The 21,030-nt window shown below is 44.6% G+C and carries 16 protein-coding genes; 10 read left to right on the forward strand and 6 right to left on the reverse strand.

Features of this window, described 5'->3' with window-relative positions:
• Positions 1 to 637: 637 nt before the first annotated feature.
• Complete coding sequence (gene ltrA / locus AC1ECB_RS27665) at positions 638 to 2,701, reverse strand: group II intron reverse transcriptase/maturase (protein ID WP_485666755.1); 2,064 nt, start codon at positions 2,699 to 2,701, stop codon at positions 638 to 640.
• A 1,454-nt stretch (positions 2,702 to 4,155) separates the two neighbouring features.
• Here ltrA and AC1ECB_RS27670 point away from each other — a divergent pair.
• Positions 4,156 to 4,359 carry a hypothetical protein gene (locus tag AC1ECB_RS27670; RefSeq protein ID WP_485666756.1) on the forward strand — a complete coding sequence of 68 codons (204 nt, stop codon included), beginning with the start codon at positions 4,156 to 4,158 and terminating at the stop codon, positions 4,357 to 4,359.
• A 118-nt stretch (positions 4,360 to 4,477) separates the two neighbouring features.
• Here the strand turns inward: AC1ECB_RS27670 and AC1ECB_RS27675 are convergent, their stop codons facing one another.
• The 5 genes from AC1ECB_RS27675 to AC1ECB_RS27695 all read right to left on the reverse strand — a co-directional run bounded on the left by AC1ECB_RS27675 (position 4,478) and on the right by AC1ECB_RS27695 (position 8,756).
• A complete protein-coding gene (locus tag AC1ECB_RS27675) occupies positions 4,478 to 5,677 on the reverse strand; it encodes an MFS transporter (RefSeq protein ID WP_485666757.1) in 1,200 nt (399 codons plus the stop codon).
• 25 nt (positions 5,678 to 5,702) lie between these two features.
• On the reverse strand, positions 5,703 to 6,155 hold the full coding sequence (locus AC1ECB_RS27680) for a MarR family winged helix-turn-helix transcriptional regulator (RefSeq protein WP_485666758.1): 453 nt from the start codon (positions 6,153 to 6,155) through the stop codon (positions 5,703 to 5,705).
• Positions 6,156 to 6,314: 159 nt separating this feature from the next.
• Positions 6,315 to 6,479: a DUF1540 domain-containing protein gene (locus tag AC1ECB_RS27685; RefSeq protein ID WP_485666759.1), complete on the reverse strand. Its 165-nt coding sequence runs from the start codon at positions 6,477 to 6,479 to the stop codon at positions 6,315 to 6,317.
• Positions 6,480 to 6,591: 112 nt separating this feature from the next.
• Positions 6,592 to 8,088 carry a sensor histidine kinase gene (locus AC1ECB_RS27690; RefSeq protein ID WP_485666760.1) on the reverse strand — a complete coding sequence of 499 codons (1,497 nt, stop codon included), beginning with the start codon at positions 8,086 to 8,088 and terminating at the stop codon, positions 6,592 to 6,594.
• A complete protein-coding gene (locus tag AC1ECB_RS27695) occupies positions 8,085 to 8,756 on the reverse strand; it encodes a response regulator transcription factor (RefSeq protein ID WP_485666761.1) in 672 nt (223 codons plus the stop codon). Before AC1ECB_RS27695 ends, AC1ECB_RS27690 begins: the two co-directional genes overlap by 4 nt.
• Positions 8,757 to 8,953: 197 nt before the next feature.
• Between AC1ECB_RS27695 and AC1ECB_RS27700 the strand changes: the two genes are divergently transcribed.
• The 9 genes from AC1ECB_RS27700 (at position 8,954) to AC1ECB_RS27740 (ending at position 21,030) form a co-directional block, all read left to right on the forward strand.
• Positions 8,954 to 10,213: a TolC family protein gene (locus tag AC1ECB_RS27700; RefSeq protein ID WP_485666762.1), complete on the forward strand. Its 1,260-nt coding sequence runs from the start codon at positions 8,954 to 8,956 to the stop codon at positions 10,211 to 10,213.
• 11 nt (positions 10,214 to 10,224) lie between these two features.
• Entirely contained in the window at positions 10,225 to 11,367 is a 1,143-nt protein-coding gene (locus tag AC1ECB_RS27705) for an efflux RND transporter periplasmic adaptor subunit (RefSeq protein WP_485666763.1), read from the forward strand.
• Positions 11,368 to 11,387: 20 nt separating this feature from the next.
• Positions 11,388 to 12,080: an ABC transporter ATP-binding protein gene (locus AC1ECB_RS27710; RefSeq protein WP_485666764.1), complete on the forward strand. Its 693-nt coding sequence runs from the start codon at positions 11,388 to 11,390 to the stop codon at positions 12,078 to 12,080.
• The gene (locus AC1ECB_RS27715) at positions 12,074 to 13,288 is read left to right on the forward strand and encodes an ABC transporter permease (RefSeq protein ID WP_485666765.1); all 1,215 of its coding nucleotides are present in this window, start codon (positions 12,074 to 12,076) and stop codon (positions 13,286 to 13,288) included. The genes AC1ECB_RS27710 and AC1ECB_RS27715 overlap by 7 nt, the downstream gene beginning before the upstream one ends.
• A gap of 231 nt (positions 13,289 to 13,519) precedes the next feature.
• Positions 13,520 to 13,942: a flagellar hook capping FlgD N-terminal domain-containing protein gene (locus AC1ECB_RS27720; protein ID WP_485666766.1), complete on the forward strand. Its 423-nt coding sequence runs from the start codon at positions 13,520 to 13,522 to the stop codon at positions 13,940 to 13,942.
• A gap of 109 nt (positions 13,943 to 14,051) precedes the next feature.
• Entirely contained in the window at positions 14,052 to 16,235 is a 2,184-nt protein-coding gene (locus AC1ECB_RS27725; RefSeq protein WP_485666767.1) for a flagellar hook-basal body complex protein, read from the forward strand.
• A gap of 89 nt (positions 16,236 to 16,324) precedes the next feature.
• Positions 16,325 to 17,824: a flagellar hook-associated protein FlgK gene (flgK, locus tag AC1ECB_RS27730; protein ID WP_485666768.1), complete on the forward strand. Its 1,500-nt coding sequence runs from the start codon at positions 16,325 to 16,327 to the stop codon at positions 17,822 to 17,824.
• 20 nt (positions 17,825 to 17,844) lie between these two features.
• Entirely contained in the window at positions 17,845 to 19,353 is a 1,509-nt protein-coding gene (gene flgK / locus AC1ECB_RS27735; RefSeq protein WP_485666769.1) for a flagellar hook-associated protein FlgK, read from the forward strand.
• Positions 19,354 to 19,371: 18 nt separating this feature from the next.
• On the forward strand, positions 19,372 to 21,030 hold the full coding sequence (locus AC1ECB_RS27740) for a flagellin N-terminal helical domain-containing protein (protein ID WP_485666770.1): 1,659 nt from the start codon (positions 19,372 to 19,374) through the stop codon (positions 21,028 to 21,030).

Consider the following 21,030-nt stretch of genomic DNA (forward strand, 5'->3'; position numbering starts at 1 on the left):
GTCAGGTATGGGCCACGCCTTCCCTGACAGGCTGTTTGGAAAAATGCGATAAGGATTGACTATGCCCCTTTGCTCCACGGTCATTACTCCGCTTCATCACTACTACGGGCTGCCGCCCTCCGAATTCAGCAAGCATTTCCTCTTGCTTAGAGACATTTGCTGGTATCAGCGTTTACATTCTCTTTTGGAGTTCCACTGTTTCTTGCACTCTGGCTTTACATGACGACTTTAGTCCCTTCCTGTAACCCGCCAACCGTTTCTTTATCCGTTACCGGAGGATGAAAAACTCCATACCTTTACTGATATGGGACAGAAATGCAAGTTTTATATCTTCATTTCCATGATTGGACTCCACTGGGGAGTAGACTTCTTCATTTAGAAATCTCATTTCTTACGAGCCGTACATACGGAAGTTCCTGGTGTGTAAACATGGTCGTTTTATAGCCCCCCGACTACTTTGCTAACCGCTTCGCAGGTCTGCGTTTCGCCGACTTCACCGAGCTTCGTACCCCATGAGGATACCTCTCATAACGCACGTCGGAGTATTAGGGCCGGTCTGCCGGTATCCAGTCCGTTACAGGATATTCTCCTGTTTATTGGAGTGCAAAATTCGGATTTACTGTCATTCCGCTTGATTTTATTGCTCATTTCGGAGCAGATTGTTCAAGAACAGTGCGCACGCAACAATAGGTAAGGGACGTCCGCGCACGCATTTATACGCCGTTCGGCGTCCCTTTTCCCTTGTTTCGCACCGTACGTGAGACTTTTGCCTCATACGGCGCTCCATCAAATCCTTATGACTTTCCAGTGACAGCTTTTCTCTCATCCTTATAATTTTGCGATTGATCTTCGCAGTATTTTTCGGCGGCAGTTTTGAATGAATTGTGTCGTGACACATTTTGCAGACACTGGCTAGATTAGATACCCGGTTTAGCCTATAAGCAGGCAATAGAGGACGAACATGATGGAAATCAATATCATTTTTGGCCAATGTTTTTTCGCAAACCCTGCATTTCCCTTTATCCCGGTTCAAAGCATAAGCACGGTTGAGAAAATACTCGAAAGTATATTGGGAACTGTGCTGACATTTTCCTAGCCTTTGGTTAAGATGAACAGAGAGTAATTCATCTTGACGAGGAAGAAGCGGAGTTTTACCGGTGCGCGTCTGATATAAACTACGCCCTTGCTGCAAATAGGGTATTTCTTTTTGGTTTTTCAGCTCCGGTTTCTTCCAATGGCAAAACAGCAATGATGTGAGTCCGATGATTTGATCTTTAATGAAGACTGCAGGTATGTGGCTATTGTACTTTTGGTGAACCTTGTGCAGGTTGGTTGTTTGATTAGCCGGGATTTTCTTTGCACCCAGTTTGTACATTTCACGGTAAGACAGATAGCCCAGAATCCACGCATATTTCTTCATAGCGGCAATGACTTGAGTAGCCGTCTGATAGTAGTTGATAATACCCCGTATTTTACTATTAATCAGCTCAATTTTCTTAACGCTTGGTTCTGCCTCTGAATGGGTGCACAACTGGCGAATTTGTTGTCCAATCTCTTTGACTTTGGTTTTTAACCTGGTCATATTGGGTTTCGTGCGGGTAATGTAACCAAATCTCGCTTTCGTTGATTTTATGATTTTGTAAGTAAACCCCAGAAAATCAATGGACTTCTTTTTGAGATTGGTTATTTTGGTCTTTTTCTCCGATAAAGTCAACTTGAAATGAGTGGCAAGCTTATTACGAATGATCTGTTTCCATTTTTGCGCGTTGACCTTTGTATCGGTAATCAGTACCCAGTCATCACAATAGCGGATCAAATACGCCGGCTTTAAATGGCTGCGCAGTTTCAACGCTCTAATGCGTCCCCGTGGATAAGCATAGTTTGTTTTAGTACGCTTGTTTTCCCAGGAGTTAGCAATGAACCAGTCGAAGCTATTGAGGTAGACATTGGCAAGCAACGGTGAAATAATACCACCTTGTTGAGTACCCATTGGGTTTACCGCAATTTCGTTCATAACGCCAGCTTTGAGCATTTGTCTGATGATCATGAGGACGCGGCGGTCACGAATGCCCATATGCCAAAGTTGTTTTATTAGTTTGGTGTGGTTAATTGTGTCAAAGTATTGTTTGATATCACCCTCTACAACCCAGGAATATCCTGTATTGTGCACCAAGGTAGTTGTACGGGCCATAGCCATGGCGGTGTCGCGGTAGGGGCGAAACCCATAGGAGTGCGGGAAAAATTGTGCTTCCAGAATGGGTTCTAGTATCATACGGACGCATTCTTGGATCACACGGTCAGTTGCTGTTGGAATTCCTAATTTGCGCATTTGGCGGGTTCCCGGTTTAGGAATGTATTGTCTGCGGATTGGCTTTGGATGATAACCTTCCAATGATTGTTGTATTGTACGAATTACTTGCGGGTAGGGAAGTTCCAAAAGATTCCTCATAGTGAGATGATCTGTTCCGGCTGTGTCTGCGCCTTTGTTAGATTTAATATTGTGAAATGCCGTCTGAATGGTCACCGATGATGAGATTAATTCAAGCAGGCTGTGAAATTTGGGCAGTCTGTTTTGTTCCAGAACTGCTCTTGTCTTCGCATACAATTGATCCAGAATGTGTTGCAATCCCATTTCATCAGTTGGTGGTTTAAGGATGGGATAGTCAGATTGTTGTTCCAGGCCGGCATTCCTCCTTTTCATGGATTGTGCCTGCCGGTTTCATGTCAGGTATGGGCCACGCCTTCCCTGACAGGCTGTTTGGAAAAATGCGATAAGGATTGACTATGCCCCTTTGCTCCACGGTCATTACTCCGCTTCATCACTACTACGGGCTGCCGCCCTCCGAATTCAGCAAGCATTTCCTCTTGCTTAGAGACATTTGCTGGTATCAGCGTTTACATTCTCTTTTGGAGTTCCACTGTTTCTTGCACTCTGGCTTTACATGACGACTTTAGTCCCTTCCTGTAACCCGCCAACCGTTTCTTTATCCGTTACCGGAGGATGAAAAACTCCATACCTTTACTGATATGGGACAGAAATGCAAGTTTTATATCTTCATTTCCATGATTGGACTCCACTGGGGAGTAGACTTCTTCATTTAGAAATCTCATTTCTTACGAGCCGTACATACGGAAGTTCCTGGTGTGTAAACATGGTCGTTTTATAGCCCCCCGACTACTTTGCTAACCGCTTCGCAGGTCTGCGTTTCGCCGACTTCACCGAGCTTCGTACCCCATGAGGATACCTCTCATAACGCACGTCGGAGTATTAGGGCCGGTCTGCCGGTATCCAGTCCGTTACAGGATATTCTCCTGTTTATTGGAGTGCAAAATTCGGATTTACTGTCATTCCGCTTGATTTTATTGCTCATTTCGGAGCAGATTGTTCAAGAACAGTGCGCACATAAAAAAGAAATAACCGCTTCCTGGCCAAGGTTCGCGGTTATTTCTTAATAATTCCCTACTTTAGGCTAACCGTTCGGTTAGACAACCTGTGGGGCTGGCGTGCTAGAACACGTCAGTCCTTTTCTTATATTATACCTACTGCATGAAAAATATGCAACTGATTAGAAAAATCAGCAGCGCCCGTTCGTCGCCGGATTTCTCAGGCAAAGACAGGGGACGGTGTAAGTTTCTTGATAGGAAACCAATATTTTTACCATTATGTACTTGCAATCTATGTAAAAGAGTACTAATATTAGTAATAGGTGGAAATTAAAAAGTAAAGTCGCCGTGTCCCATAGGTGTTAGAGCACCTATAGGCACGAGCAGGTGAATAGGCACCTACACGTAACAGCGAACTGTCCACGACGACAATCTTATTATACCCGGTTGTTAGCTGAATTACAAGTTTTGACAATCGAGGTGTAATGATTGGCGCGAAAGGCAGATGGCTGTGCGACTGCATGCAATATTCGATGGTATCATATCTTGATACAGGTTTGGCAGGACACGCTGACGGGTTCTGTTATTTGGGTTGCTTCCTGTATCTTGATACTGTTGCAATAATTGATTAGGATCGCATGTGTAGGGTAGAAATAATCCTGCATATGTGATCCTTTTTAATTTCCTCCTGTAAAATTCCCATTCATGGGAGATTACAGGAGGGCATAGAAGCCTCCAGATAAAATAAGGAGGGGTGAGTTTAACTGACTTATGAATAACAGATACCTGGATTTTAAGAAACAAGAGACTGAGCTATATGATAAAATTTGGCAACTATCTGAAGAGCTTGACCGGCTGGATAAAGAGGGAAAAGATACAACGGACACTATCCAGCGCTTTGGGGAGGTAATGAAAGAATTTTTGTTATTCAGGCAGCAGGGAGGCAAAGAACCGCTAGTTAAAGTCAAACTCTAAGAAACAAACTCCCTGTCCCCACGTTTCGTGTAAGAAACAAACTCCCTGTCCCCACGTTTCTCCGTTGAAATAGCCAAAATAGGAACTTCCATTTTGGCTATTTCAACGAGTAGGATAATTACAAAGCTTTCGCCGCTCGACTTGCCCCAATATGCATAGGTTTTGGCAAAAAGAAAGAACATAACGCTGCCAGTAGCGCGACCGCTGTGAGAAGTTCCATTGTTGCTGGCAAGCCGTGATTATCTGCAAACCGACCAATCAATGGAACAAACATACCACCCACACTGAAGGTAAGTCCCAGTGTCACTCCGGAAGCAAAACCGATACTGCGTGCTAAATAACTCTGCCCTAAAACAACGACCGAACTAAACGGCGAAAACATAGCAAATCCGATCGGTATCATCAACGCATAACTAATGAACGCATTTGTTGTCTGTGATAATATACCTACCATTGGTACCAGAAGTACACAACTCATCTGCACCACTTTCAAATAGCCGATTTTGTCTGCCAACAGTCCGCCAATGAGTGTAGTCACTACACCAAACATAAATAGTAATGTCAACGCTGAACCGGCTGCCGCAGTAGAAAGCCCCGAGACATTTACCAAATACAGCGGAATAAAGCTTCTTAGCCCGCACATGACAATCGAACTAAAAATAATCAGCAGTGTTAATCGTGCAAAAGAGGGCCAATCATTTCGAAGAATGCTGTTTGGTTCTGAGACCTTTCCATTTGCCAATACTTCGGAATTTGAAGCCTGCGCGATATCTGCTTTCATTTTCGGAGCAATCGCCAATAAAATCATTGCCATGATCAAGGCCAACAAACAAAATACCGCCGTCCCTTTCATGCCAAATGCTGTAATGGCAGCGACGGCAATAATCGGTCCGGCAGCAAAACCACCGTTCCCGCCTACAGAAAAAATACTTAGGGCAGTACCTCTTCTTGTTCCGGAAAGTTTATGGATCATACGCGCCGCTTCTGGATGAAAAATAGCACTGCCGATGCCGCTTACTGTTACCACGGCAAAAATAGCCCAATAATTTTCAAAAAGTCCTGCCAACCCCATTGCTGCACCAGATAAAAAAATTCCCAGCGGCATTAGCCATGTTTTGGATGTACGATCTGCCAGCCAGCCGAAAGTAGGCTGTACAACAGAAGATAAAAAGCAGGATGCAAACATCAAACCCGCTACAGCTTGATAATCCATACCATACTGTAAAATAAAAAACGGCAAAATAGCGGGCAATGCCCCCATGCCAATATCACAGAAAAAATGACCTACTGCTACTACATACACATATTTTTGATTCAATTCCATACCCTCCTAAGTATCCTATTTATATTTCTTCACTTAGCTTTTTATCATACTTTTGGTTTATATCGTTCAGAAAGCGTAAGATAATAGATTGCTCATATTCACTATAGGTTGACAAAAGAGCTAATTTTTCTTGCCTTGCTTGATTATGACACTTTTTATGTTCGATATACACTTGTTGCCCTTGCTCTGTCAGACAGAAATAAATCTCTTTATTATTTTCTGGCTTTTGATAGCTGTCAATTAATTTTTTGTTCAGCAATTTTTTACTGATTTTACTTATGGCTCCCCGTGTCATACCCATCTCAGCTGCTATTTTCGTGACATTAGCATATTCCATCGAGCCGATCTTATCAATGCAATGTGCTTCCGCTAAATTAATTCCTGCAAAAATTTCTTCTCGATGATGCTCAAAAATAGTGGAACGTTCCTGTATTCGGGTAAGTGAGCTGATAATTTTTATTGCATTGTCCACATACATTCCTCCTTTGTTTCCGTGGAAACAATATTACTATAACATATTTTTATTTCTGCGTAAACAAAAATATGTTATAAATGCTTAACTTGGCCAGGCTAATAGTAATAAGCCGTCCATATCATTCATGGACGGCTTATTATGTAGAGTCTATATTAATTAGGAATTCTTAGACTCAAAGGTATGACAGTTGGTTTGCTCACTTTGCCGGGCACTTGAGCCGCCGCCATCAACGTTAACCTCAATGGCAGAAGCATCACACTGTTCACCAGATTTCCAGTACTTGCAGCTCGATACCTTGCATTTTACACCAGGTAAAGACATCGCTTTTCACCTCGCTTTCTATTGAACTACAGCATTTAGTATGGCTAGTTGATTTTAAAATATACCCTAATTTGGGTTTTCAGAACTTTGGTGCAGTTGGTGAAGGGTAAGCCTAGAATGTTTTTTCAGCTTTATTCAGGTCAAACCAAAATATAACACCATCTAACGCGTTTTTCACCCCATACCCATTCCCATGCTGTTCCTGAATGGCGCGTACAATCGATAGACCTAGCCCGTACCTGCCGAATTCCCGGGTTCGGGCTTCATCGATTTTATAGAAGCTTGTCCATATTTTGTCCAGGCTGGCTTCAGGTATTGGTTGCCCGGAGTTATACATACAGACTCTGATTCTATTCTCAGTATTCTCGAGCCAGAGCTTGATACGCTTTTTCCCTTGGGTATGGGTTAAGGCATTGGTGAAGAGGTTAAGCAACACCTGTTCAATACGCCGGGGGTCGCCGTTGACTTTTGGACTGGTTAGTGCATTTATTTCCAGGGAAATACTTTTTTCTTCGAGAACAGACATATATTTTTTCGCAATATCCTGCAATAATGGCAATAGGTCAAAATTAATCCGTTTCAGTTCATACAGGCCTGATTCCAGTTGTGAGAGGTTGAGCAAATCTTTGACCAGTTTATCCATCTTTTCCGCTTCGTCAATAATGACTGAGCAATAGAAATCTTTGCTCTCTTCATCGCGGGCGACATTCTCTTTTAGTCCTTCGGCGTAGCCTAACAGCAGTGAGAGCGGTGTTTTTAGCTCATGGGAAACATTGGACACAAAGGATTTGCGCATTTTATCTAACGCCCGCTCTTTTTCCACATCAGCCAATAATTGTTGATTTTTTTGGTTAAGGGCTGAGATGGCAGTGTCCAACTGGTCTGATAAGTGGTTAATGCTGTTGCCAAGTTCACCCAGCTCATCAGCCTGGTTTACCCGGCATTTTTGGGAAAAGTCCAGACGCGCCATGTTTTGAGCGATTTGCTTGAGTTCAAGGATCGGCTGGGTAAAGCGTTTGGAAAATAAAAAGGCCCAGACGCAACCGGCTAATAGGGTTAGGATGCCAGTTAAGGTCATAAAATGAGCTGCGGCAATAGCGCTCTCAGACATAGGGCCCAGCGGTTGTCTGATGATTAGGATATCACCGTTCATTAGCTGCCTTTCCAGAACCATAAAATCAATTTTCAACATCTGGTCCAGCTGCATCTCAAGTACTGTTTGACTATCAATGATTTGGCTGCTTTTGATTAGCTGCATCGAATTAGGCGGGATTCGGAACTGACTGGTAGGCGAAGGTGCAACTGGTTCAGGTGGCTGCTTGTTCAAAATATGGCTGACAGAGCTGTATTTAATGCTGCCTTCCGGAGCGAAGATCATAATGTGGGCTCCCAAGGTATTGGCTGATCGCTCCAGCTCCAGGGATAATTTTTCAGGGGTTCCCTGGTATAGCTGGTCGATGGTGTGACTGGTGGTTATGAGGAGTGCTTTTTTTTGCCAGGTATAGAATTTTTCCAGGCCAAATCCCAGGGAAGCCAGCGATAGTAATACAAACAACAGGACAAAGCTGTTGAGACTAAGAAAGAGTTTTGTGCGAATTGATGCTGTCATTTTTCCGCCTCAAAGCGGTAGCCATAGCCTCTGAGGGTATGAATCAGGGTGCTCTTGGTACCAAGCTTGGTTCTAAGCCGGTTAATGTGGGTATCTACCGTGCGCAACTCACCCAGGTAGTCGTACGTCCATACGTGATCGAGGATTTGCTGGCGGCTCAGCGCATTGCCTGTGTTTTCTGCCAAATAAATAAGCAGCTCATATTCTTTGGGACTCAAGTCCAACAACTGTTCGTCAAGAAATACCTGACGGGCAGCTGTGTCAATAACCAGACCGCCATATAAGGCGGTTTTGTCTTTTTCTTGCTCCATGCGCCGGAATAAGGCATTTACCCGCGCTGTCAGAACCTTAGGGCTAAAGGGCTTGGTAACATACTCGTCGGCCCCCATTTCAAAAGCATAAAGCTGATCGGCTTCTTCGCTTTTGGCGGTAAGCATGATAACCGGGATTGTGCTGTTTTTACGAATCTCCTGGCAGACTGTCCAGCCATTGCGTTCTGGCATCATGACATCAAGGATGACCAGGTCTATCTTTTCTACAGACAAGAGGTGTAAGGCCATTTGGCCGTTGGCAGCTTCAAGAATATGATAGCCTTCGCGCACAAGAAAATCGGCAACAAGCTTTCTCATTCGCAGCTCATCATCAACTAGTAAGACAGTTTTAGCCATAAGGTGATCTCCTTTGGTTTTTATTGTCGATCGTAAAATAGTACCCTTTTATTTTAATATGAATTAATTAGAATGAAAATCCAATAATACTGTAACAATTTAGTAACATTGATATGATATTATTGCAAATAAGTATGTTACTAAGATAATAAAAAGATAGTATGTGAACAGCCGAAGCAGGATAAGGGGGACTTGAATTGAGTTTGGTAGGACAATATGTAAAACAGGCAGGTATTTTGGGGCTATGTTTGCTGGCTCAGACCACGATGGGTTTTGCCGCACCTCTCACCGTGGAACAAGCAGTAAATATGGCTCTGGAAAGCCACCTGGATATAAAAAAAGCCATAAATAGTGAAAAACAAGCAGAATATGCATTACAGAGTACACAAGGCAGCAAGGGAATATCGATTGATGCTTCTAATACTTTTTATCTTAAACGAATCAATTACCCGGGAAACAGTAGTACTAGTGCCATTACGCTGTCGTTGCCTTTATACTCTGGCGGCAAGAATGAAGGCAACATCGCGATTGCTAAAACCGATGTGACAATAACCGGTCTCAGTCTGCTAAAAACCAGGCAGGATGTGAAATTAAACACCTTGTCTGCCTACTATGATGTGATTGAAGCCTACAAAACGCAGGCTGTTGATCAGGAAACAGTTGATAATTATGTAGTACATCTTAATGATGTCAAAGCCCAGTATAGTGCCGGCAATATTGCGAAATCAGATGTACTGCGATCAGAAGTAGAACTGGCAGATGCGCAGCAAACGCTGATAAAGGCCAAAAATTCCTCGGAAGTTGCGGTTAATGCTTTCAAAAATATGATTCGTTGGAAAAGTTCGGAAGCTATTGAGTTTGTTGAAGATTTTCAATATGTTCCCTTCAAGCAGACAATGGATGAATGTGTGGCTGTGGCCAAAGAGCAGCGTCCGGATATAAAAAAGTATCGGCTTGCTATTGATGAAGCCGAGAAAACTGTGGAGGTTACTAAAGCCGATAAAAAACCAGCAGTGTCGCTTACAGCGGCAACCGGCTGGAGCAGCAGCGTTTTACCTGAGGATGATAATAAAGAAATCTATGTTGGGGTAACCACCAGTTGGAATTTATTTGATAGTCAGGTTACCAAGGCCAAGGTCAAAAAAGCGTTAAGTGCAGTCGATAACGCCCGCTTGGAGTTGACAGCGCAGGAGGATTCGGTGGAGCTTGCTGTAAAAGAATATTATCTGGGAATGAGGGAAGCTGAAAAACGGATTGAGACAACGAAATTTGCCGTACATAAGGCCGATGAAGATTATTTTATTGCTGAGGCGAAATACCGGGTAGGGGAAGGAGTCATCCTTGATGTGATTGATGCCCAATTGGCATTAACGACAGCAAAGAACAACTATATTACCGCCCAATACGATTATGTGACATATAAGGCGAAATTAGAAAATGCCATGGGAATGGACTAGGAGGCAGCAACATGTGGGAGAAAATCAATAAGAAAATTTTGGCGGCAGCTATTGTCATTTTGCTGGGGATTGCCGGCGGAGTTTGGTACTACAATCATACCCAACAAGTTAAGGCGTCTGCCAATCAGGAAACGGTGCTGGCAACAAGAGGCAAGATTATTTCTAGTGTATCGGCGACTGGAATTGTAAAGCCTATCGACGCTGTTGATATTTCATCACAGGTTACGGCGTTGATCAAAGAGATTAAAGTCAAAGAAAATGATCATGTTAAAGTTGGTCAGACTTTGGCAATCTTAGATGATAAGTCTTTGGAAACCACAATGAAAAAAGCCGAATACTCAATGAATAATTATGGCGCAAAATATAAGCGGTATCAGTATTTGCATTCCATTGGCGCAAAATCCGACGCTGATCTGGAAGATGCCTTGCTTAACTATCAGACGGCTGTAGCCAGTTATAATGAGGCCAAGTCGGATGTGGAAAAAACCGTATTGGTCTCGCCCATGGATGGAGTAGTTTTGGGAGAGCCGGTAGCGATAGGAACTTTGGTGACCGCAGGCGTCAATGATCCGACAGTTGTTATGATGATTGGTGATGTTTCACGCAAAAAAGTAAAGGTAAAGGTAGATGAAACCGATATTGGCAAAATCAAAATCGGGCAAGCGGCGACTTTTACTGTGGATGCCTATCAAAATCATACCTTTACAGGCACTGTTGATAAAATAGGGGAAATTTCGACAAGTACTACAAGTACGTCCTCGTCATCGTCCTCCTCGTCATCGTCGTCCTCCTCCTCCTCTTCTTCTACCAGTAGTGTAGTATATTATTACGTAACGCTCACTGCTGAAGATCCTGAAAATTTGCTAAAGACAGAAATGACGGCCAGAGTCAATATCAAAATTGATGAGAAAGACAATGTATTGTTAATTCCGTTATCTGCATTAAAAACCAGTACCAGTGGGCAATATGTAATGGTATTGCGCGATGACGGGAAAAGTGAAAATGTTCCGGTTGAGGTTGGCTTGACAAGCAGTGATAAAGTTGAGATTATCAGTGGGTTGCAGGATAATGATAAATTAATCATTTCTTATACGAAATCACAAACTCAAAGTTCCTCTAAGCAAAAAGATAACGGTCCGCCACCACACATATAGCGAGAAGGAGTACAACAGTTATGGGGATTATGCTGAAAGAAATTACGAAATGCTATAAAATCGGTGAAGAAACAGTAGCGGCGCTTGCCGGGATTTCACTAACAATAAAAACCGGAGAATTTGTTGCTATTATGGGGCCATCAGGCTCAGGTAAGTCAACCATGATGAATATCCTGGGATGTCTTGACCGTCCCAGCAGTGGATCTTATTTGCTCCAGAATCAGGAAGTTGCCACTATGAATGATGATGAGCTAGCGAAAACACGCAATAAGCGTATTGGATTTGTATTTCAAAATTTCAACCTATTGTCACGGGTATCGGCATGGGAAAATGTAGCGTTACCCTTAGTCTATGCGAGAGTAGCGGAGAAGGAACGACTGAAGAGAGCCGCTGCAATCCTGGACTCTGTTGGCTTGGCGGCGCGTAAACAGCATATGCCCAACGAATTGTCAGGCGGTCAGCGCCAACGTGTGGCAATTGCCAGAGCACTGATCAATGATCCCAGTATTATTATGGCTGATGAACCTACGGGGAATCTTGACAGCCGGTCCAGTGTTGATATCATGCGGATATTTGGCAATTTAAATGAACAGGGGAAAACCATCATTCTGGTTACTCACGAACCGGACATTGCCGAGTATGCGAAACGCGTTATCACAGTACGTGACGGATTGATTATAAGTGATGAGGTAAAGGAGCCAAGTGCATGTTAAAAGAAAGCATTGCGATTGCTTTGCGAGCTTTGCTGGCTAATAAGCTGCGTTCTATTTTAACGATGCTGGGTATCATTATCGGTGTAGGCGCGGTTATCTCGATGGTATCCATTGGGATGGGTGTTCGGGAAAAGGTGCAAAGTTCAATTGCCAGCCTCGGCAGCAATATGTTAATCGTGAGTCCGGGAGCGGCCTCTTCCCAGGGGGTACGCTCTGCTTCCGGCAGCAGCATAACCTTATCGCTGGAAGATGCGGAGTATATAAAAAAAATGGTGCAAGGTATCGATTATGTAGCGCCTGCTGTTAGCAAGCAATATCAAATCATTGCCGGTAATCAAAACTGGACAACCACTGTTTACGGGATTACGCCTGAATATATGGCCATAAAAAGTTTGACAGTGGGCAGCGGCAGTTTCGTTTCTCAGCAGGATATTAATTCGCGTAATCGGGTGGCTGTTCTGGGGGCCACTGTTGCCGAAAATTTATTTGGGGAGATGAATCCAACCGGACAAAATATCCGGATCAACAATACTCCGTATCAGATTATTGGTATCCTGGACAGCAAAGGGCAATCAACTATGGGCCAGGATCAGGATGACATTATACTAGTGCCACTAACAACAGCGCAAGAACGCTTGCTGGGCATTACCTACCTTAACTCGATTAGTATCCAGGTTACGAAGCTGGAAGGAATGGACCAGGCGCAGGAGCAAATCACTAGTTTGTTGCGGCAACGGCACAAAATCAGCGGTACGAAGGAAGATGATTTTACGGTGCGCAATCTAACCAGTATCATGACGATGATGACGGAAACGACAGGAACCATTACCCTGTTTCTCGGCTGTATTGGGGCCATATCGTTACTGGTTGGCGGTATTGGTATTATGAACATTATGATGGTGTCGGTGACTGAACGAACAAGGGAAATCGGCATAAGAAAAGCCTTAGGCGCCACATATCGCGATATTATGCTGCAGTTTTTGATCGAATCGGTGGTTATTGGTGTTCTTGGCGGCATTTTTGGCATTGCCCTGGGAGTTTCGGCGGCATTTGCGATCTCGACTTTTGGTAGTTTGCAAACAGTACTATCAGCGCTATCGATTTTGGTGCCCTTTGGAGTATCGGTTGCAGTTGGTTTGTTTTTTGGCATTTATCCAGCCAGAAAAGCAGCATTGCTGGACCCTATCGAAGCATTACGTTATGAATGACCGTATTCGTGGTGCGAAAATATAAAATTCACTATGGATAATTAGTTTGTCTGAATATGGAAGGTGCTGTCTCAAAAATTTATTTTTGAGACAGCACCTTTTTTATATTGAAGAAATTTCTACAAATAAATGCGCATTATTTTCTTTATTTACTTTTCTTAACAAAAAATAAATATATATTTGCGATACTGACCATAGAAATAGAATATTTATCAAAAAGGGAGAGGAAATATGAGTACATCAGCAATTACATCCGCGACGTCAACTGCATCAACCACCTCAAGTACTGATTCTACGACCAGTTTGGATTTTGATGAGTTTGTTCAAATATTAGCTACCGAATTGAAATACCAGGACCCGGATGATCCGGTCAGCGGCACCGAATATGTGTCTCAGTTGGCCCAAATTAGTTCCTTATCGGCATTGTCGGAAATCAGCACTTCGGTCACTAATTCTTCAGCATTTAGTCTGATTGGACAAGAGGTAACGTATTCTGCTACCGATACATCAGGCAGTACTGTTACAGGTTCAGGAACTGTGCTGTCAGTAACGGTTTCCGGCAGCAACACATATGTCAATGTTGATGGAACAACAGTAGATTATAGTTCTATTACGAAGGTGGGAACTGACTCCACTACTACGTCTTCAACGTAATGTAAGAAATACCAGTTTATTTTAGCATGTATTTAACCGGACCCAACCAGGGAGGTTACTGCTATTTCTGAACGACAGATGAAATAGTATATTTTAGGAGGTTTTTCTTATGGCTTTAATGGTCTCAATGTCTACTGCGGTCTCAGGGCTAAAAAGTGAACAGACAGCCCTTGATGTAATTGCAAATAATATTGCTAATGTTAATACTACAGGCTACAAATCGCAGACGGTTACGTTTAGTGATATATTGAGTCAGACAATTAGTGCTGCTACTTCGGGTACGGCGACTACCGGCAGTACCAATGCCTCACAGGTTGGACTTGGCGTCAGTGTTGCCAGTACCGATACCGATACGACGGTAGGCAGCACCTCGTCAACCAGCAACTGGACTGATGTGGCGCTTACTGGCAGCGGTTACTTTATTGTCCAGACAGGCGACGATGAGTATGCGTATACCAGAAATGGCAGTATGAGCGTTGATGATGATGGCAACCTGACAATTGATGGTTATATCGTTTGCGGGTGGGAAGAGTATACACTTGATGAAGACGGTAACATAGTTTACACGACTAGCAGTGAACCGGAAGCTATTAATCTGTATAGTGATTCTTACGCCGGAAATAAGTATACACTGACTCCCGAAGTTACTACTTCTTCCGCCATTTCAGGAAATCTTGACAGTGATAATGATGTGGCCGATACGGCCACCGGACTAACCACGATCGGCGATACAACTGATCTGGATTTTGACGCGACAACCGAAATTACGGTGTACGATTCGCAAGGTAACGACTATGATGTTACCGTTAGTTTGAAGAAATGTGCTGTTGAGGGTGATATAACTACCTGGTATTATGAATTTAGCGCTGATGATACAACGATAAGCCCTTCCAGCGGGTATATTGCTTTTGATGCCGACGGCAATTTGGTTACTTCTGCCACCACTCTTTCGGCAGCAGTTCAGGATACTGCCGGTTATGCAAGTACGAATATCTCCGTGGGAACTGCCGTGGAAACCGGTACTTACTCTGTCGAGGTAACAGGTACAAGTGGTGCTTATACTGTTACGCTGACGTATCCGGACGGAACGACTTCATCGGTTTCATCTACAACTGGCGCGGCTACCTTTGGCAGCGGTACATCTGCTATCACTATCACAGCGCCAACAACAATTTCAACAGGAACGTCCACCTTTACGGTGACAGGTGGCACTACCACTGCTGCGACAGTCAGTTCTACCAGTAACACCGCAGGCTACGCCACTTCGGATATAACTTTGAGTTCTGATGTTGCGGCTGCTAGTTATATTATTACAACAACAAGTGCAGCAAGTGGTGGTAGTGGTTATGACATTACTATCTATGCTAGTGATGGCACTACTGTTCTGGGTTCAGCAACTGACTCAACCGATGGTTCAGGTACAATTACGTTGTCAACAGGCGGAACGATTACCCTGACTGCTCCTACGTCATTTTCGACAGGTTCGACGACGATTACGACCACCTCGACTACTACCCGTACGGCAGCAGTATCTGACGCAGGTTATGCGTATTCCAATGTTGCTATTGGAACCGGTTCGGCAGAAGGAGATTATACCATTACTGTGGCGCAGAATTCGGATGGCTCAACCTGGGACATTACCCTCACTTATCCGGACGGAACGACCAAAACGGTAACTGGTTCGAAAGATGGGTCAGGTACATTTACTACAACGGCTGGCACAATCACTTTATCGGCACCAGATAGTATTCAAGCCGGCACAACAACCTTTACAGTTGACTCAACTTCCTATACTTTCACCGATAGTACAACGATTACAGTAACAACGCCGGCATCTGCAGGCACGGAGGATATTACCTTTGATCTCGACTTTTCAGATGTTCAAACCTCCGATGCCACCGACTCGCTGACTGATGATACTGACGGATATTCGGCAGGTACAGCAGAAAGCTATAGCATTTCTTCTGATGGTACTATTACTTGCACCTACGATAATGGAGAAACAATCTCAATCGGCCAAATCGCCTTGGCTACGTTTACTAATGCGGAAGGCTTGACGAAAGCAGGGGACAATCTCTATACAGAAAGCCTCAGTTCAGGTGATCTCAGCTATGTTGTTGCAGGTGAAGGCGGCACAGGTACGATGACCTCCTATGCACTGGAATTGTCTAATGTCGATTTGGCAGAACAGTTTAGTGCGATGCTGGTCAGTCAGCGGTCCTATCAGGCTAATTCTAAAATTATTTCCGCTTCCGATGAGATGGTGCAGTCGCTTATCAATATGGTAGGCTAACGTAAATAAACTAACCTGATGATCTGCTGGCTGTTAGCATATGGGCAACGCGGCCGGGATAATCAGTTAGTGAAGGCAGGAGGTACAATATGTCAACTTTTGGCACCTATAGCATCGCTTATTCAGGAATGTATACGAACCAGGCCGCGCTGACAACAACAAGCACAAACCTTGCCAATGTGGATACGACCGGCGCCTCTAAGGTGCAACTGACTAGTGCGGATTCGTCTATTACCCAGTCAGACGGGACAACTTCAGTAAATGGTGTTACCGTGGAAACCATTACGCGCTCACGTGATATATACCTTGACAGTACTTACCGGACGGAGAATGCCGATTCCACTTATTTGGCGGTGAAAAGCGGCAATCTGGAATATATGGATACCATTTTGAGTGAATATAACACAGTTACTACTGACGACGATGGGAATACAACTACCACCGATGGTTTGGAGGCGGCCATTACCGATTTTTTCTCTGAATGGGAAACGCTATGTACGTCGACAACTTCATCTAGCGAAACTGATCGTGTGGCTGTTGTAACAGCCGCGGCTGACTTGATTACTAAGCTGGTTGCTATTGATGAGAATTTACAGCAATTGCAGGCCGATGCTGTGACCGGAGTACAGGATGGTGTGGACAGCCTGAATGACTATGCCGAACAGGTGGCGGAGTTAAATGCGCAAATTACGCTGGCAGAGGCAGGCGGCGGCGAGGCCAGCTATCTGCGGGACCAGCGTGATGCCCTGCTTGATGAGATGTCGTCTTTGGCGAATATTACTGTTACTACGAAAACCGATGGAACGCTTATCGTTTCCATTGAAGGAGAAACTCTGGTTAATGGCGATAAGGTGAATACGCTGGCTGTCGAAGGCAGCGGAACAACCGATGACCCGTTGAAGGTGGTATGGGCTGATTCTGATGATGAAGTGGATATTACCAGCGGGAGTATCGGGGCTTATTTGGAAGACGCCGATCAAACCGGCTACGAAACCATTGATACAAGCGACCTTCCTTATAGTTTTTCAACAGATGCAACCAGTTCGATCAGTACTATGCGGCAGGCTATCAATGATTTGATTACTACGCTGGCAACAGAAATTAATTCCCTGTGTACTTCGGGGGTTGACCTTAATGGTGATGCCGGTCTGGACTTTTTTACGACTATTGATTCCAGCGAGCCGCTAAGTATCACCAATATTCAGGTCAATCCGGAACTGGTGAGTGATCCGGATAAGGTAGTTACTTCTTCCAGTGGGGAAACAGGTGATTATAGTATCGCGTCGGCGATCTGTAAGCTTGAAAGTGATACCTCCTGCTATGAGAGCGAAGGCTCAGCGCTTACTATTATCGGCTTTTATACAGCGTTGACTACCTGGCTGGGAACTGAAGGTAATACAGCGTCAAGCAACTACGAAACACAGGCCGCTCTGGTCTCACAGTTAGACTACCAGCGCCAGGCTGTATCTGCTATTTCCATTGATGAGGAAATGTCAAATATGATCAAGTTTCAAACAGCCTATGCCGCCAGTGCGCGGGTTATGAGCACGATTGATAGCATGATAGAAGGATTGATCGCTGCAGTTTAATTATATAAGGGGGGAGTGAAATGGCTTCAACTTTTGCGGGACTCAGTATTGCCAACCGGGGCTTAACTGCCGCTCAGGTCGGTCTGACGGTGACCACCAATAACATGAGCAATATTGACACAGACGGTTACTCCCGGCAGGTAGTGAGTCAGTCATCCATTGGTCCGGCTGCGGTTTACAGCAGCAGTTTAGTTGGTTCGGGGGTCGAGGTAACTTCTGTTGACAGAGTGAACAGTTTTCGCCTTAATCAAAAATATTGGCAGGAAAATAGCGCAGCAAGTGAACTGGAAGTTCAGTCAACATATATGGAACAAATTGAGGAGGTTTTCGGTACTACGAGTTCCAGTTATATTTCCTCTGCGCTGGATAGCCTGGAAGCAGAATTAGAAACGCTGGCTGACGACCTAACAGATACAACAGTCAGAGCTACCGTGTTGTCCTATGCTGAAAGTTTTTGTGAACAACTTAATTCCGCTGCGGAGGAGTTGGAATCAATACGCAGCCAGCTTAACACTGAAGTGTATACAGCCGTAGAAGAGATAAATTCCTATGCTTCGCAAATTGCTGAACTGAACAGCCAGATTTCAACAGCTTCGGCTTCCGGCGCTTCGACAAATGAGTTAGAAGACCAGCGGGATTTACTTGTGGACGAGCTTTCCAGTCTGGTTGGTATTGACGTAACGGCAGCCGATGACGGCTCATATACAATCACTGTGGACGGAGTTACGCTGGTAAAAGGTGATGAGGCTAACGAGCTGGAGTGCTATACCGTCACCGATTCAGACAGTGATTCGTATGGCATGTATGGCATACGCTGGGCCGAAAGTGGCGATGATTTTGATAGCGGTGATTCCGGAGCACTCACCGCGTACCTGCAAATGCGTGATGGCAGCACCTCGGACAGCAAAGGGATCGTCTATTATATGAACCAGTTGGATGAATTTGCTCAGACATTTGCCCAGGCCTTCAACGAAGGGGTTACAACCGATGATGATACCACCTATAGTGGTCATGCCGATGGATATGGCCTTAATGATACGACAGGTATCCGGTTCTTTACTTATGATGGGGTATCATCAAACGAGTTCGTGAATAGCGGCTCAGACCTGGAGGATGCCTACAGTAATATTACGGCTGCCAATATTTCTGTATCCAAGGATATTCAGGACGATACCAATAAGATTGCTGCTTCCTCCACTGCCGGCGACGAAAGCAATGCGGATGTTCTTGACGATATTATTGACATATGTTCTGATGTCAATATTTCCGGCAATTCCACAGCAACCGAAATGTACAATGTAATTGTTGCCACTGTTGCCGGCGACAGCGCTTCTGCCGCAACTGCCTATGCCAGCAAAAGCGCGACCGCAACCTACATCAATACCAGCCGGACTTCCGTGTCCGGGGTTTCCAGCGACGAGGAAACGGTTAACTTGACAACCTATCAGTCGGCTTATGCGGCGTCAGCTTCCATGGTTAGTGCCTGGAATGAATTGTATGATACTACCCTTGCTATGGTAGACGATTAACGAAAGGAGGAGTTTTTTGTGTATCGCATAACTAATGGGATGATCGCCGCTAATACTTTGCGGAATATTAGTGCTGCCGCTGTACGGCTGGCAGAAGCGAATGAAGCGGTGGCGTCCAATATGAAAATTCAATTGGCTTCTGATGACCCGACGGTGGCGACGCGGGCGGTAACCTATCGCAGCACGGTTTCCCAGATAGAGCAATATCAGGACAATGCTGATCTCGCCGATGCCTGGCAGACGACTACAGATAATGCCTTATCATCATTAAGTAAAACTATAACATCGCTGAAGGAAATAGCCACTGCGGCATCCTCTGACACGGTTACTGCTGATGATCTGGAAAATTACGCGACACAGGTTGCAACATATCTGCAAAATATTGTTACATATATGAATGCGGATGAATCCGGCAGTTATGTTTTTGGCGGTTATAGTACCAGCGAGGAACCTTATGAAGTAGTGACTACCGATATTGGTGATACTGTGACTTTTAAAGGCCAATATTTGAGTTTGGGTGGAGTAATATCTTCAGATGTATCAGATGATGATATTGAGGCATATCTTACCGCCAGTGCCAGTGAGATCTATGATTCCTTAAGTGACGCGGCAGATGATGCCTATACTGCTTACACTACTGCGCAGACTGCAGCAACTGCTGATTCTTCTAATATTGTTTTAGCAGCTAAGGCAGCCTCGGCGCTAGCTACTTACAATACATTGAATACAGCTGTTTCCACTTATGGCGGTACTACCAATTTAACAGATGCAGCGGCTGCTGCTGAGAATACTGTTGACACATTGACAACGGCTATTACTACTTATGGTGGTACTACCACCTTAGCCACCGCCGCCGCCGATGCCTTGTCAACTTCTACCACCTTATCGGCTGAAGTTACTACTTATGGGTCTTATACCTTAACGGCTGCGGCTTCAGAAGCGAAGAGTGCCTATGAGACTGCCTATGCCGCTGATCCTACCAGTTCCACGACGACTGCGGCGAAAGCTACTTACGATGCCTTAGAGGCGGCCATTACTACTTATGGCAGCACGACAACCGTATCGGAAGCGGCAGAGTCAGCGGAAGCTACGTCCGATACGTTAGCGGCGGCAGTTACTACTTATGGTGGCTCGACTACATTAACAAATGCAGTGGCGTCGGCAGAGGATACTGCCGATGTTTTAACGGCGGCTGTTGCTGATTCGGATCAGGATATTACCTACAATGTCGGTTTTAGCTCGGAAGTTACTGTAAATATTGAAGGCCAGGACGTCACCGGTGAAGGTACCGACAATCTTTTCAATACGGTTGAAAAACTACTGCTCGCACTAAATGGTGCTACCACCTATAAGTCTGCCACAATAGACTCGTCCGGAACTGTGACAGTTACTACAAATACGCTGGATATAAGCGACTTAATTGATGAATTGGGTGATGCTCTTGACCGGGTGACAGATGCGCAAGGTACGTTAGGTGCCAGCATGGATGGTTTGAGCGATATATCGGACAGCCTGGATGATGCTTATGAAGCCTATAGTTCACTGTTAACAGATAATGAGAATATTGATACGGCGACAGCAACAACCGAATTAACCAGTGCCGAATATACGTATGAAGCCGCGCTTGCCGTGGGTGCGAAGGTAATCTCCAAGTCGCTGATTGATTATATTGCCTAA

This window comes from Sporomusa sp. 246TCP1 (genome assembly GCF_057319775.1).

Excerpts from the sequence above, each read along its gene's own strand:
- ltrA (WP_485666755.1), bottom strand. The coding sequence starts at position 2,701 with ATGAAAAGGAGGAATGCCGGCCTGGAACAACAATCTGACTATCCCATC.
- AC1ECB_RS27670 (WP_485666756.1), top strand. The coding sequence starts at position 4,156 with ATGAATAACAGATACCTGGATTTTAAGAAACAAGAGACTGAGCTATAT.
- AC1ECB_RS27685 (WP_485666759.1), bottom strand. The coding sequence starts at position 6,479 with ATGTCTTTACCTGGTGTAAAATGCAAGGTATCGAGCTGCAAGTACTGG.
- AC1ECB_RS27690 (WP_485666760.1), bottom strand. The coding sequence starts at position 8,088 with ATGACAGCATCAATTCGCACAAAACTCTTTCTTAGTCTCAACAGCTTT.
- AC1ECB_RS27695 (WP_485666761.1), bottom strand. The coding sequence starts at position 8,756 with ATGGCTAAAACTGTCTTACTAGTTGATGATGAGCTGCGAATGAGAAAG.
- AC1ECB_RS27705 (WP_485666763.1), top strand. The coding sequence starts at position 10,225 with ATGTGGGAGAAAATCAATAAGAAAATTTTGGCGGCAGCTATTGTCATT.
- AC1ECB_RS27710 (WP_485666764.1), top strand. The coding sequence starts at position 11,388 with ATGGGGATTATGCTGAAAGAAATTACGAAATGCTATAAAATCGGTGAA.
- AC1ECB_RS27715 (WP_485666765.1), top strand. The coding sequence starts at position 12,074 with ATGTTAAAAGAAAGCATTGCGATTGCTTTGCGAGCTTTGCTGGCTAAT.
- AC1ECB_RS27720 (WP_485666766.1), top strand. The coding sequence starts at position 13,520 with ATGAGTACATCAGCAATTACATCCGCGACGTCAACTGCATCAACCACC.
- AC1ECB_RS27725 (WP_485666767.1), top strand. The coding sequence starts at position 14,052 with ATGGCTTTAATGGTCTCAATGTCTACTGCGGTCTCAGGGCTAAAAAGT.
- flgK (WP_485666768.1), top strand. The coding sequence starts at position 16,325 with ATGTCAACTTTTGGCACCTATAGCATCGCTTATTCAGGAATGTATACG.
- flgK (WP_485666769.1), top strand. The coding sequence starts at position 17,845 with ATGGCTTCAACTTTTGCGGGACTCAGTATTGCCAACCGGGGCTTAACT.